Origin of the sequence: Cellulomonas sp. CW35 (assembly GCF_052378485.1) — a bacterium.
GTDB classification, from domain to species: Bacteria; Actinomycetota; Actinomycetes; order Actinomycetales; family Cellulomonadaceae; genus Cellulomonas; species Cellulomonas uda.
On the sequence record NZ_CP199000.1, the window covers coordinates 952,813 to 965,777 of the forward strand.

The following is a 12,965-nucleotide window of genomic DNA, read 5'->3' on the forward strand; positions in this document are numbered from 1 at the left end:
CGACATGAAGAGATCTGGGCGCGACGGTCTAGCATCGACCCGGCGCACACGGCCGCACCGAGGCCGCCGTCGCGCGGTCGACGAGAGGAACTGGACCACAGTGGACCTGTTCGAGTACCAGGCACGGGACATCTTCGAGAAGCACGGCGTACCGGTGCTCGGCGGCATCGTCGCCACCACGCCGGACGAGGCCCGCGCTGCGGCGACGACGCTGCTCGGCGGCCAGCCGGGCGTGGTCGTGGTCAAGGCGCAGGTCAAGACGGGCGGTCGCGGCAAGGCCGGCGGCGTCAAGCTCGCGCGCTCGGCCGACGAGGCCGCGGAGCGGGCCGGCGAGATCCTCGGCATGGACATCAAGGGGCACACGGTCCACCGCGTGATGATCGCGGCAGGAGCACGGATCGCGCAGGAGTTCTACTTCTCGCTGCTGCTGGACCGTGCCGAGCGTCGCTACCTGGCGATGTGCTCGGTCGAGGGCGGCATGGAGATCGAGCAGCTCGCGGTCGAGCGTCCGGAGGCGCTGGCGAAGGTCGCGGTCGACCCGCGCGTCGGCATCGACGCGGCGAAGGCCGACGAGATCGTCGCCGCGGCCGGCTTCGACGCGAGCATCGCCGGCAAGGTCGCCGACGTCCTGCAGAAGCTGTGGCTCGTCTACCGCGACGAGGACGCCACGCTGGTCGAGGTCAACCCGCTGGTCCTCACCGAGGACGGCGAGGTCGTCGCGCTCGACGGGAAGGTCTCGCTCGACGCGAACGCGGACTTCCGGCACGCGGACCACGCGGAGCTCGAGGACAAGGCCGCGGCGGACCCGCTCGAGGCTCGCGCCAAGGCCAAGGACCTCAACTACGTCAAGCTCGACGGCGAGGTCGGCATCATCGGCAACGGCGCGGGGCTCGTCATGAGCACGCTCGACGTCGTCGCGTACGCCGGTGAGAAGCACGGCGCGGTGAAGCCCGCGAACTTCCTCGACATCGGCGGTGGCGCCTCGGCCGAGGTCATGGCCGCGGGGCTCGACATCATCCTCACCGACCCGCAGGTCAAGTCGGTGTTCGTCAACGTCTTCGGCGGCATCACCGCGTGCGACGCGGTCGCGAACGGCATCGTCGCCGCGCTGGAGATCCTGGGCGACGAGGCGAGCAAGCCGCTGGTCGTGCGCCTCGACGGCAACAACGTCGAGGAGGGCCGCCGCATCCTCGCGGAGGCGAACCACCCGCTGGTCACGCTCGCCGACACCATGGACGGCGGGGCCGACAAGGCCGCCGAGCTCGCGAACGCCTGAGACGACGAGAGAGAACAACTGACATGGCGATCTTCCTCACCGAGGCCTCCAAGGTCATCGTCCAGGGCATGACCGGCTCCGAGGGCACCAAGCACACGACGCGCATGCTCGCCTCGGGCACGACCGTCGTCGGCGGCGTGAACCCGCGCAAGGCCGGCACGAGCGTGTCCTTCCCGCAGGGCGACGGCACGGTCGACGTGCCCGTCTTCGGGTCCGTCGCCGAGGCCGTCGCGGCCACGGGCGCCGACGTCTCCGTGATCTTCGTCCCGCCGGCCCACACCAAGGGCGCCGTGGTCGAGGCCGTCGACGCGGGCGTCCCGCTCGTCGTCATCATCACCGAGGGCGTGCCGGTCGCGGACACCGCGGAGTTCTTCGCGTACGCGCAGGACAAGGGCGTGCGGCTGATCGGCCCGAACTGCCCCGGCCTCATCAGCCCCGGGAAGTCGAACGTCGGGATCATCCCGGCCGACATCACGGGCCCCGGGCGCATCGGCCTGGTGTCGAAGTCGGGCACGCTGACGTACCAGATGATGTACGAGCTGCGGGACCTCGGCTTCTCGTCGGCCGTGGGCATCGGCGGCGACCCGATCATCGGCACCACGCACATCGACGCGCTCGCGGCGTTCGAGGCCGACCCGGACACGGACGTCATCGTGATGATCGGTGAGATCGGCGGCGACGCCGAGGAGCGCGCCGCGGCGTTCATCCAGGAGCACGTCACCAAGCCGGTCGTCGGCTACGTCGCGGGCTTCACCGCACCCGAGGGCAAGACGATGGGCCACGCCGGCGCGATCGTCTCGGGCTCGTCGGGCACCGCACAGGCCAAGAAGGAGGCCCTGGAGGCCGCGGGCGTGAAGGTCGGCAAGACGCCGTCCGAGACCGCCGCGCTCGCCAGGGAGCTGCTCTCGCGCTGAACCTGATCCCTCGGCGCAGGACGACGCCCCGCACGGCACCATCCGTGCGGGGCGCCGCCGTTCCCGGGGCAGTCGGACCGGATGCGGGGACTCGCCGGGCGGCGTGCACGGATCCCCGGCGCCGGGCGGTGACGATGGGGCGGTGAGTGTCCCGACCGGATCGCGCCGCCGCACGAGACCCGCCCCCGGGGCGTCGACGCGGCCCGACGAGCGACGCCCGCCCGTGGCGCCCGGCCGGCTCGGGACGGGCAACGGCCGCTCGTCGGCGTTCTTCGTGAGCGCCCTCGACGGGTCGCCGCACTGGCTGGCGGGTGCGCTCGCCGCGCTGCAGGGCGCGCTGCTGTCGTTCCTCGTCGTCGTGCTGCCCGCGGTCGCGGCGTACGTCGCCACGTCGGCCGACCCGGCGAACGAGGGCGTCGAGTGGTTCCGCTCGGTCACGGTCGGCGCGAGCATCTGGCTCGCGGGGCACGGCGTCCCGGCGGACGTCGGTGGCGTGCCGATCACCCTGGTGCCCCTGGGGGTCACGCTGCTGGCGCTGTTCACCGGCTGGGCGTCCGCGCGGCGCTCGGGCGTCGCGGACCGGACCGCACTGCTGGGTGGCACGCTCGCGTACGCCGGGCTCGTGGCGGTGCTGGCGTTGGCGACGGCCGGCCCGGTGGCGGCGCTCCGCGGCCTCGCGGGTGGGGCGCTCGTGGGTGGGGCCGGGGTCGCCGCGGGGCTGCTGGCGCGCCCCGAGGCGCCGACGTGGCGTGAGGTCACCCGGCCCTGGCACGGGCGGCTGCCCGTCGTGGTCGCGGCCGGCGTCGAGGCCGCGACGGTCGCGGCCGCAGCCGTCGTCGTGGTCGGCGCGGTCGTCGCGACGAGCTGGGTGCTCGCGGGCCGGACGACGGTCGTCGCGATCGCGGAGGGTCTCGACCTGGACACGCTCGGGGGAGCGGTGCTCGCGCTCGCCGAGCTCGCGTTCGCGCCGGTGCTCGTCGTGTGGGCCGTGGCGTGGGCCGCCGGGCCGGGCTTCTGGGTGGGCGAGGGGACGCACTTCGCGACCGACGCGGTGACGGGCGGCACGCTGCCGGCGGTGCCGATGCTCGGGGCCCTGCCGGGGGCGGACGTCGTCGGCGGGCCCTCGCTGCTCGCACCGGCGCTGCTGGTCGGCTGCGGGGCGCTCGCGGGCTGGTACCTGCACCGGGGGCTGCGCGCGCGCGACGGCCTGCGGGCCTGGAGCACGGGCGTGGCGTGCGTGGTGTGCGCGGCGGGTGCGGGCCTCGTCGCCGGGCTGCTGGTGCTGGCGGGGTCGGGCGGGGTCGGCCCGGGTCGCATGGCGCAGGTCGGCGCGTCGGCCGTGACCGTGGGCGGTGCGGTCGCGCTCGAGGTGCTGTTCGGTGCGGTGCTCGTCGCGCTGCCCTCCGACGAGCGGCTGCGCCGGGCGTGCGCGGCGGGGCTCGTCGGCGCGTGGGCGCGGCTGCGCGGCCACACGCTGATCCACCCGCGCTGAACCACCCGCGCTGAACCACCCGCTGAACCACACCAGCGCGCTGCACCACGCCACGTGTGCGGCGGGTCCGTCAGCGGCCCGTGCGCTCCTCGAGCCACTCCTGGACGGACCGCTCGAACGTCGCCTCGCACTCGTGCCGCGCGCTCACGGTCAACGCACCCGCGAGGCACTCCTGCCGGTCGAGGTAGAGCGGCCACATGAGCGTCATCCCGGCCGACACGACCAGCCAGAACGCCGTCAGTCCCGTGCCACCCGCGAGCAGCCCGATCATCGCGCCGCGCACGTGCCCCCGCACGGCACGCACGAGCGCACGGATACCGACGACGAGCGCGATCGCACCGAACACGAGGCTCGCGCCCTGCCACGGGACGGGGAACGTGCCCGTGAGCAGCGTCGCGAGCATGAGCACGGCGAACGTGCGTGTCCGCCGGGCGACGTCCACCACGACCGCGGGGTCCGGGGGCGGGGTCTGCCGCGGCGGCGGCGCGACGGGCTGCTGCGCGGGCGGCACGCCCCAACCCGGCTCGGGGCCACGCCGGTGCTCGCGCGGCGGCGTGCGGCGCTCCGGAGCGTCCGCACCGGGGCGGTCGTCGGGCGGCGCGTAGGGGTTGCTCACCCCGGCATTCTCACCCACGGCACCCACCCGTGACCGCGCGGGACGCGAGGTGGGGCCGGACCGTGACCTGTTCGACCGGAGCAGGTGGCGGGCTAGACTGACCCCGGCCGTGACTGGCGAGGGTGGGAGCGACCACCGGGGAGCGGCCGAACGTCCCTTGCAGCGCACCGCCCGCCTGGGTGCCTGGGTCCCCTGCGAAGCCGACCCAGGAGTGTGCCCCATGAGCGCCGTCCCGCCCGTCCCCGCCACCACCGCCGACCCGGCGTCCGACGTCACGCGCCGCCCGGTCCGCCGTGCCCTGGTCTCCGTCTACGACAAGACGGGCCTCGTCGAGCTCGCCACGGCGCTGCACGCCGCGGGCGTCGAGCTGGTCTCGACGGGTTCGACCGCGTCGACCATCGCCGGCGCGGGTGTGCCCGTGACGCGCGTCGAGGAGCTCACCGGGTTCCCCGAGTGCCTCGACGGGCGCGTCAAGACGCTGCACCCGCGCGTACACGCCGGGATCCTCGCGGACACGCGCCGGCCCGAGCACCTGGCGCAGCTCGACGAGCTGGGCGTCGCGGCGTTCGAGCTCGTCGTCGTCAACCTCTACCCGTTCACGCAGACGGTCGCGTCGGGTGCGGCGCCGGACGAGTGCGTCGAGCAGATCGACATCGGCGGGCCGTCGATGGTCCGCGCGGCCGCCAAGAACCATCCGAGCGTCGCGGTCGTCGTCGACCCGGCCCGGTACGACGAGGTCGGCGCCGCCCTCGCCGCCGGTGGCTTCACACTCGCGCAGCGCCGCGCGCTCGCCGCGCAGGCGTTCGCGCACACCGCCGCGTACGACACGGCGGTCGCGGGCTGGTTCGCGAACGCCTACGCACCCGACGAGACCGCCGACGAGTCGGGCTTCGGCGCGGTCGTCGGGGCGCAGTGGACGCGTGGGGAGGTGCTGCGCTACGGCGAGAACCCGCACCAGTCGGCGGCGCTGTACCTGTCCGACGAGGGGCGCGCGGGGCACGGCCTGGCGGGCGCCACGCAGCTGCACGGCAAGGCCATGAGCTACAACAACTACGTCGACGCGGACGCCGCGTGGCGCGCGGCGCACGACCACGGCGACGCGCCGACGGTCGCGATCATCAAGCACGCCAACCCGTGCGGCATCGCGGTCGGCACCGACGTGGCGGACGCGCACGCGAAGGCCCACGCGTGCGACCCGGTCTCGGCGTTCGGCGGCGTGATCGCGACGAACCAGCGGGTCACGCTCGCGGCGGCCGAGCAGATCGCGCCGGTGTTCACCGAGGTCGTCGTCGCCCCCGGGTTCGACGACGACGCGCTCGCGCTGCTCACGCAGAAGAAGAACATCCGCCTGCTCGTGGTGGACGGCCCGCCGTCGTCCGTCGTCGAGCTGCGCGCGGTCTCGGGCGGGCTGCTGCTGCAGCACGTGGACCGCATCGACGCGGCGGGCGACGACCCGGCGTCGTGGACGCTCGCGGCCGGGGACGCGGCCGACGAGGCCACGCTCGCCGACCTGGCGTTCGCGTGGCGTGCGGTGCGCGCGGTGAAGTCGAACGCGATCCTGCTCGCGCAGGACGGCGCGTCGGTCGGCGTCGGCATGGGCCAGGTCAACCGCGTCGACTCGTGCCGCCTCGCGGTCGAGCGCGCGAACACGGGCGACACCCCGCGCGCCCGGGGGGCCGTCGCGGCCTCCGACGCGTTCTTCCCGTTCGCGGACGGGCTGCAGGTGCTGCTCGACGCGGGTGTGCGCGCGGTCGTCCAGCCGGGTGGCTCGGTGCGGGACGAGGAGGTCGTCGCGGCGGCGCAGGCCGCGGGCGTCACGCTCTACCTCACGGGGACGCGGCACTTCGCGCACTGACCCGCCGGCCTCGGACGGCCCTCGGCGCCTCGGCGCGCGGGGGCCGTCCGCGTTCGTGTTCCTGCCGTCGGTCAGGGGCGCAGCGGGCGGTCGGGGTCGGCAGCGAGCGGTCGTGCGAGCTCGGGGAGCGTCGCCGAGGTGAACAGCCGGCGTGCGGCACCGACGTCGCGCGGCCGGTCGACCGTCAGCACCCCGCTGATCGTGTCGCCGCCCGGCCGGTACCAGAGCGCGGTCCACCCGCCGTCCGCGGCGGGGTCGCCGCGCAGCACCACGTCGTCCTCGGCGGACGGCTGGCCGAACAGCGTGAGGTCGTGCCCGAGCTGCGTCGAGAACACGTACGGCGCGCGGTCGCCGCGTCCCGCCGCGGCCGCGTCGCCCTCGAGCAGGTCCGCGACGAGCTCGGCCGGGTCGCGCAGCGCACCGTCCCAGTGGCCGCCGGGCACCCAGCCGTGCCGCCGCGAGCGGCGCAGCGTGACGTCACCGACCGCGCGCACGTGGCGGCCCGGCGCACCCAGCACCGCGAACCCCTCGTCGACGCGCAGCGCCCCGTCCGCCTCGCGTGGGAGCGCGTCGCCGAGCCAGGCCGTCGCGGGGCGGGCGCCCACGGCGGCGAGCACCACGTCCGCGGGCAGGTGCGTGCCGTCGGACAGCCGCACCCCGCGGGCGTCCACCTGCGCGATCGTCCGGCCGGTCAGCAGCCGCACGCCGTGCTCGCCGTACCAGGGCACGGTCAGCGCGCCTACGCGCGCCCCGAGTGCACCCGCGAGAGGCGCGGCCGCCGCCTCCACGACCGTGACGTCCACCCCCGCGCGCGCCGCGACGCCCGCGACCTCGGCCCCGATCCAGCCGGCACCCACGACGACGAGCCGGTCCCCGGGCCGCAGCGCCGTGCGCAGCTCCTGCGCGTCCGCCCAGGTGTGCAGCGTGCGGGCGCCCACCCACGCGCCCGGCAGGACCGCGTGGGCACCGGTCGCGACGACGAGCGCGTCGGAGGTGAGGTCGCCCGCGTCGGTGTGCACCGTGACCGCGTCGGGCGTCACGACGAGCCCGCGGGCCGGCCGTGCGAGGTGGACCGCGTCGGCCTGCGACGTGATGTCGGTGCCGACCTCGTCCGCGAGCCACGCGGGGCTCACGTGGTCCAGGAGGTGCTTGGACAAGGGAGGTCGGTCGTACGGGGCGACGCCCTCGGCCCCGAGCACCGTGACGTGACCGGAGTAGCCGACCTCGCGCAGTGCGGCGACGGTCTGCGTCGCGGCCAGCCCCGCGCCCACGACGAGCACGGACGCGGGCCTGCGCGTGGGCCCTTGCGGCGGGCCACCCGCGTCACTCGTCGTGCGTGTGCGCGGTCGCTCGGGCGTCAGGCTCACCCGGCAACGGTAGTCTCACCCGTCGGGAGGCGGGATGGTTCACGAGCGCGTGCACGGTCAGTCGGCACGGACGACGACGCACGGCACCCCGCTGCCGGGCGCACCGGCCGGGTGGTCGGCGGGTCCGGCGACCCCGGCACCCGAGGCGCGGGCGGGCGGGCACGAGCCCGCGCCGCCTCCGCAGCACGCGCGACCCGCGTCGGCGAGGTCGTCGGCGGCGTCCCCCGTGCCCGCGGCCGGGCCCGCGAAGCGGCCTGCGCCCGCGAGCGCTCCCGCGAGCACTCCCGCGAGCACTCTTTCGAGCACACCCGGGGGCGTCCCCGAGGACGTGCCGCCCGCCGAGCGCCCGCTCGACCCCCGCGCCATCGCGCGCGCCTCGCTCGAGGCGTCGCGCAACGCGTCGTTGTGGTGGACGGCGGCGGGCGTGGCGCTCGCGTGCCTCGTCGCACTCGTGGCCGGGACCCCCGCGGGGGCGTGGACGCTGTCCGCGCTGCTCGCGGCCGGTGCCGGGGTCCGTGCGGTGCGCCCCGAGCCCGGCCCGGTCGCGTGGGCCGTGCGCTCGCGCGCGCTGGACGTCACGGTCCTGTGCTTCCTCGCGGTCTCGATCGCGGTGCTCGCCGCGATCCTCCCGACACCCGAGAGCTGACACGACCGAGCACCCGGCGCTGAGGGCGATCAAGAACACTCGGGCGAATGACCCGTGATCGACATCGCGGTCCTGTCCTGCCCGGCTCTGCGAGTCCCGTCCTCGTCGTACTCGACGCGAGTCGCCTCGAAGTGCGCGTCGTCGCTCAGCGTCCGCATCGGCTGGACGATCTGCCACAGCTCGCCGGGCCCGATCACGCCTTCGTCGAGGTCGACCCGATGTGACCACGCCTGTGCCGACCACTCGTCTCCCGGTGCTGGAGGAATGTCGCCGGCAACGGTGTACCACCGTCCACCTTCCTGGACCAGGAAGGGAGCGTCGATCTCCAGGTCGACCGCGCCAACCGCCTGGACGCTGACGATCCTGATCGGGGACGTCCCGGTGTTCTTGACCCACACCGCGCTCAAGGCGCGTGTGCTGCGCACGCCGGCGTCGGCACAGTTCAGCTCTTGCCCGCCCGGGCCGATGCTCAAAGAGCCACCTGGCAGGCCTGAGTCATCAGAGCAGGCCGAGCTCGCGCCCGCGAGGCCAAAGGTCAGAAGGGCAAGCGCAAGGGTGCGTCGACCGAGGGTCACGGCCTGGCGACCAGTCGCCCGGTGTTCACCTGCTCGGGAACATTGCCTGTCCCGCACACGGCGTACGACGTGCCATCAGGGCGAGTCATGATGATCTTCGACTCGTAGCTGTAGGCGGTCTGTGCGGAGGCGTTGAAGCCCATGGCTGCGGGAAGCGCCACACCGCTCGACCAGTACTGCGCCTTCCCCTTGCTGAAGTGATGCGTCGAGCTGTATCGCACGCAGTAGGCGGACGGCGTGGCGGGCACCGTCGAGCCCGCTTCGTACGATCCGAACGGTCGACCGATCGGCCGGACGGTGTAGGACACGATCTGGCCAAAGTCGCCATCGCAGATGACGCTCTTGTACTTGCCGTAGTTAAGGTACTTCTTGTAGATCTTTGCGTGACTGCCGGCCTTCTTGTCGAATTCGTCCACGTCGCCGTTACTGATCTTTGCTGTGCTGGATGCCGTCCATGAAGCATTGGCTCCGGTCTGGCTGAAGCCAATCCCGAACGTGGACTCGGCGCCCTTCGTGTAGATGAACTGGGTGGTCACTCTGGGTGCCGTCGAGTACGTCGAGCCGATGATTGTCGGCCGCCTGTCGAGTCGCTGCACCAGTTTCGTGCCGCACTCCATCCCCGCTGGCGCCGAGTCTTCCGCCGCCACCGGCGGGATCCCGTCCACCTCAGACGTGTCGGAGATCTCGTCCACTGTCAACGGCTCGTCAGCGTCAATCATGAGTTCATCGGTCAGAGCGCCGCTGATGGAGTCGTCGACGGCGATCTCAGGCGAAAGAACGGCTGAGGTCGAGACCATGGCTACCTTGGCGCCCGCGTTGGCGGCGGTCACGTCAAAGTTCACGATTCGTTCGTCACCGTCGGTGGCCTCCGCCACGGCTTCTGGGTCGGCGACCAGTTCGAAGCTGCCGTCTGTATTCGTCAAGGCTGCGGCGATCGTGACGAGTTCGACGGCGTCTCCCGGCTGGTGTCGGTCGAGTGTCTCCTGGTCAGGCCAGGCCTTCGCGATCACCGGGACGCCGGCGTGGGCGCCAATCACCTCTCCTGCGACGAGTACTGGTCCGTCCAGCTCGGTCGATGGTTCTACGCTGACCAAGACCGCAAGCGCGTCAACCTGCTCTTCAGTGGTGGGGCGCGGGTCCGGCTCCACGGGCGCGGATGCGCCGATCAGCAAGATGGCGGTCAGGGCCACCCCGACAAGCGCATGACATCGGACCGCATTCGTATCTACCCCCTGCTCATAGTCGCGCGTTGCGCGCGGCGAGGAGGCAAGTGGAGCATACCGCGGGCTCGAGATGGGAGGAATTCGGCACAGTCTGCCCGAAATGGCCGCGTGATGTGCGTCACATGGCCGTCGTCGCGGAAGTTGGGGCGCGATCTCGCGCCGTGGGCGGGTGCCGGCCTCGACATCGAAGGGCCCGGGCGCGGTGCGCCCGGGCCCTTCGATGTCGGATCAGCGCTGCTGCTCCTCCACGACGACGACGTCCTCGCCGGTCACGTACACGTCGTCCTCCTCGAGGAGGTTGTCCTCGAGCGGGGGCTCCGCGGCGAACGCGCGGTACACGATGCCCGCGAGCGCGGCGCCGACGAGCGGCGCGACCCAGAAGACCCACAGCTGCTTCCACGCCCACGACTCGGAGAAGATCGCGGCGGCCGTGGCACGCGCGGGGTTCAGCGCACCGTTGGTGAGCGGGATGGTGATGAGCAGGCCGACGGCGAGCGTGAGGCCGATCGCGAACGGCGCGACGCGCGTGTTGGCGCGGCGGTCGGTCGAGCCGAGGATCACGGCGACGAAGATGCCCGTGACGACGAGCTCGATGACGAGCGCGGTGAACAGCGTCGTCTCCGCCTGGCCGCCCGAGGCGGTGCTCAGCGCGGTGTGCTCGCCGTAGCCGTTGGCGACACCGGAGAAGAACGCGCGCGCCGACTCGGACTGCACGAGGTTCGGCAGGCCGGACGGGATCGCGATGAACGCGACCGCGGCGCCGAGCGCGCCGCCGACGAGCTGCGCGAGCCAGTAGGGGAGCACGTCCTTCCAGGACGTGCGGCCGCCGAGCGCGGCGCCGAGCGTCACGGCCGGGTTGAAGTGGCCACCCGAGACGTGGCCGAACGCGGCGGCACCGGCGGCGAGCGCGAGGCCGAACGCGAGGGCGACGCCGAGCGCACCGGACCCACCGCCGAAGATGGCGAAGTTCGACGACGAGAACAGCGCGACCCCGAGGCCGGCGAGCACGAGCAGGAACGTGCCGAGCACCTCGGCCCCGAGCCGCGCGGTCAGGCTCGGGCCGTCGACGATCACGGTGCCGGCGGGCACGACGTACGCGTCGTACTCGGTGGTGTCGGCCTCATGACCGGGCGTGGGCTCGGGCGTGGGCTCCGGGGTGGGCTCGACGACCGGCTCGACGACGGGCTCGGCGACCGGCTCGACGACGGGCTCGGAGGTGGCCGCGGTCGGCTCGGCGGGCGTCGGCTCGGAGGGCTGGGTGCCCTTCGGCTCGGGCGCGCCGGCGGTGGGGTCCTGGGACATGGCGGTCCGTTCGGTAGGTTCGAGTGGTTCGCGGGCCAATATGCCAGTCCTGGCCGTGCACCGCGGCTGGTGGCGAGCACCAAAATCGGTGCTGCGCGTGGTTCGGCGCGGGTGTGGCGCGCGGGGGGTGCGCAGGTGGGTGCGCAGGTGGGTGCGCGGCGTCGTCGGACGTGACCAGGCTCGCGTCGGCGGCCCGGCCGAGATCTCTCGATGTCGAGTAATCTTGGGTCGGCCCAGTTCCCAGCAAGGAGTCCCGCATGGCGAAGATCAAGGTCGTCGGCCCGGTCGTCGAGCTCGACGGCGACGAGATGACGCGCATCATCTGGCAGTTCATCAAGGACCGCCTGATCCACCCGTACCTCGACATCGACCTGCGGTACTACGACCTGTCGATCGAGAACCGCGACGCGACCGACGACCAGGTGACGGTCGACGCGGCCCACGCGATCAAGGAGCACGGCGTCGGCGTCAAGTGCGCGACGATCACGCCGGACGAGGCGCGCGTCGAGGAGTTCGGCCTCAAGAAGATGTGGCTGTCCCCGAACGGCACGATCCGCAACATCCTGGGCGGCGTCGTGTTCCGCGAGCCGATCATCATCAGCAACATCCCGCGGCTGGTCCCGGGCTGGAACAAGCCGATCATCATCGGTCGCCACGCCCACGGCGACCAGTACAAGGCGACGAACTTCAAGGTCCCCGGCGCCGGCACCCTCACGCTGACCTTCACGCCGGCCGACGGCTCCGAGGAGATCAAGCAGACGGTCGTCACCTACCCGGAGGCGGGCGGCGTGGCGATGGGCATGTACAACTTCAACGAGTCGATCCGCGACTTCGCGCGCGCCTCGTTCGCGTACGGGCTGCAGCGCGGCTACCCGGTGTACCTCTCGACGAAGAACACGATCCTCAAGGCGTACGACGGTGCGTTCAAGGACATCTTCCAGGAGGTGTTCGACACCGAGTTCAAGGAGCAGTTCGACGCCGCGGGCCTGACGTACGAGCACCGCCTGATCGACGACATGGTCGCCGCCGCGATGAAGTGGGAGGGCGGCTACGTCTGGGCGTGCAAGAACTACGACGGTGACGTGCAGTCCGACACGGTCGCGCAGGGCTTCGGCTCGCTGGGCCTGATGACGTCGGTCCTCATGACGCCGGACGGCAAGACCGTCGAGGCCGAGGCGGCGCACGGCACGGTGACGCGTCACTACCGCCAGCACCAGCAGGGCAAGCCGACGTCGACGAACCCGATCGCGTCGATCTTCGCGTGGACGGGCGGTCTGAAGCACCGCGGCAAGCTGGACGGCACGCCCGAGGTCACGACGTTCGCGGAGACGCTCGAGGACGTCGTCATCACGACGGTCGAGAGCGGCAAGATGACGAAGGACCTCGCGCTGCTCATCGGCCCGGACCAGCCGTGGCTGACGACGGAGGAGTTCCTCGCGGCTCTCGACGAGAACCTGGCGGCGCGCCTGGGCTGAGCCCGCGCGTCCCTCGAACGGCGTCCACCCTCCGGGGTGGGCGCCGTTCGTCGTCCTCCGTCGTCCTCCGCCGTCCGTCGTCCTCCCTCGTTCTCCGGCGGTCGCGTGGCGGGTGGTTCGTGGTGCTTGGTCACGGGTCGGCAACGGCGGCAGCAAGCTCTTGCTGCAAGTTGCGGCAAGCCGGTACGGTGCCGCCAGCCGTCGACGCCGCCGTCGTCGGACGC

At 72.9% G+C, this 12,965-nt stretch carries 12 protein-coding genes and 1 riboswitch; of the genes, 6 read left to right on the forward strand and 6 right to left on the reverse strand.

Annotated features, from left to right (window positions below):
- The first annotated feature begins 100 nt into the window (after positions 1-100).
- The 3 genes from sucC (at position 101) to ACT17Q_RS04565 (ending at position 3,682) form a co-directional block, all read left to right on the forward strand.
- On the forward strand, positions 101-1,276 hold the full coding sequence (gene sucC, locus ACT17Q_RS04555; protein WP_444664936.1) for an ADP-forming succinate--CoA ligase subunit beta: 1,176 nt from the start codon (positions 101-103) through the stop codon (positions 1,274-1,276).
- A 23-nt stretch (positions 1,277-1,299) separates the two neighbouring features.
- Positions 1,300-2,190 carry a succinate--CoA ligase subunit alpha gene (sucD, locus tag ACT17Q_RS04560; RefSeq protein ID WP_094180643.1) on the forward strand — a complete coding sequence of 297 codons (891 nt, stop codon included), beginning with the start codon at positions 1,300-1,302 and terminating at the stop codon, positions 2,188-2,190.
- 142 nt (positions 2,191-2,332) lie between these two features.
- Positions 2,333-3,682 (forward strand): cell division protein PerM, encoded by a 1,350-nt coding sequence (locus ACT17Q_RS04565; protein WP_444664937.1) that lies wholly within the window; start codon positions 2,333-2,335, stop codon positions 3,680-3,682.
- Positions 3,683-3,752: 70 nt separating this feature from the next.
- Here ACT17Q_RS04565 and ACT17Q_RS04570 read toward each other — a convergent pair whose 3' ends face one another.
- Complete coding sequence (locus ACT17Q_RS04570) at positions 3,753-4,298, reverse strand: hypothetical protein (RefSeq protein WP_444664938.1); 546 nt, start codon at positions 4,296-4,298, stop codon at positions 3,753-3,755.
- A gap of 99 nt (positions 4,299-4,397) precedes the next feature.
- A riboswitch (ZMP/ZTP riboswitch) is annotated at positions 4,398-4,486 on the forward strand.
- A 32-nt stretch (positions 4,487-4,518) separates the two neighbouring features.
- Between ACT17Q_RS04570 and purH the strand changes: the two genes are divergently transcribed.
- Entirely contained in the window at positions 4,519-6,153 is a 1,635-nt protein-coding gene (gene purH / locus ACT17Q_RS04575; RefSeq protein ID WP_444664939.1) for a bifunctional phosphoribosylaminoimidazolecarboxamide formyltransferase/IMP cyclohydrolase, read from the forward strand.
- Positions 6,154-6,224: 71 nt separating this feature from the next.
- Here the strand turns inward: purH and ACT17Q_RS04580 are convergent, their stop codons facing one another.
- A complete protein-coding gene (locus tag ACT17Q_RS04580) occupies positions 6,225-7,520 on the reverse strand; it encodes an NAD(P)/FAD-dependent oxidoreductase (RefSeq protein ID WP_232514417.1) in 1,296 nt (431 codons plus the stop codon).
- A 57-nt stretch (positions 7,521-7,577) separates the two neighbouring features.
- Positions 7,578-7,814 carry a hypothetical protein gene (locus ACT17Q_RS04585; protein WP_157732556.1) on the reverse strand — a complete coding sequence of 79 codons (237 nt, stop codon included), beginning with the start codon at positions 7,812-7,814 and terminating at the stop codon, positions 7,578-7,580.
- Between the two features lie 34 nt (positions 7,815-7,848).
- Between ACT17Q_RS04585 and ACT17Q_RS04590 the strand changes: the two genes are divergently transcribed.
- Positions 7,849-8,166, forward strand: a complete 318-nt coding sequence (locus ACT17Q_RS04590; RefSeq protein ID WP_094180638.1) for a DUF3017 domain-containing protein — start codon at positions 7,849-7,851, stop codon at positions 8,164-8,166.
- A 29-nt stretch (positions 8,167-8,195) separates the two neighbouring features.
- On the opposite strand, the gene ACT17Q_RS04595 is transcribed toward ACT17Q_RS04590, so the two are convergent.
- The 3 genes from ACT17Q_RS04595 to ACT17Q_RS04605 form a co-directional block, all read right to left on the reverse strand.
- Entirely contained in the window at positions 8,196-8,639 is a 444-nt protein-coding gene (locus tag ACT17Q_RS04595; RefSeq protein ID WP_157732555.1) for a hypothetical protein, read from the reverse strand.
- 98 nt (positions 8,640-8,737) lie between these two features.
- Entirely contained in the window at positions 8,738-9,931 is a 1,194-nt protein-coding gene (locus ACT17Q_RS04600; protein ID WP_157732554.1) for a hypothetical protein, read from the reverse strand.
- A 261-nt stretch (positions 9,932-10,192) separates the two neighbouring features.
- Positions 10,193-11,266, reverse strand: coding sequence for an MIP family channel protein (locus tag ACT17Q_RS04605; RefSeq protein ID WP_444664940.1), 1,074 nt, complete (start codon positions 11,264-11,266; stop codon positions 10,193-10,195).
- A 257-nt stretch (positions 11,267-11,523) separates the two neighbouring features.
- On the opposite strand from ACT17Q_RS04605, the gene ACT17Q_RS04610 reads away from it, so the two are divergent.
- The gene (locus tag ACT17Q_RS04610) at positions 11,524-12,741 is read left to right on the forward strand and encodes an NADP-dependent isocitrate dehydrogenase (RefSeq protein ID WP_141319969.1); all 1,218 of its coding nucleotides are present in this window, start codon (positions 11,524-11,526) and stop codon (positions 12,739-12,741) included.
- Positions 12,742-12,965 lie beyond the last annotated feature (224 nt).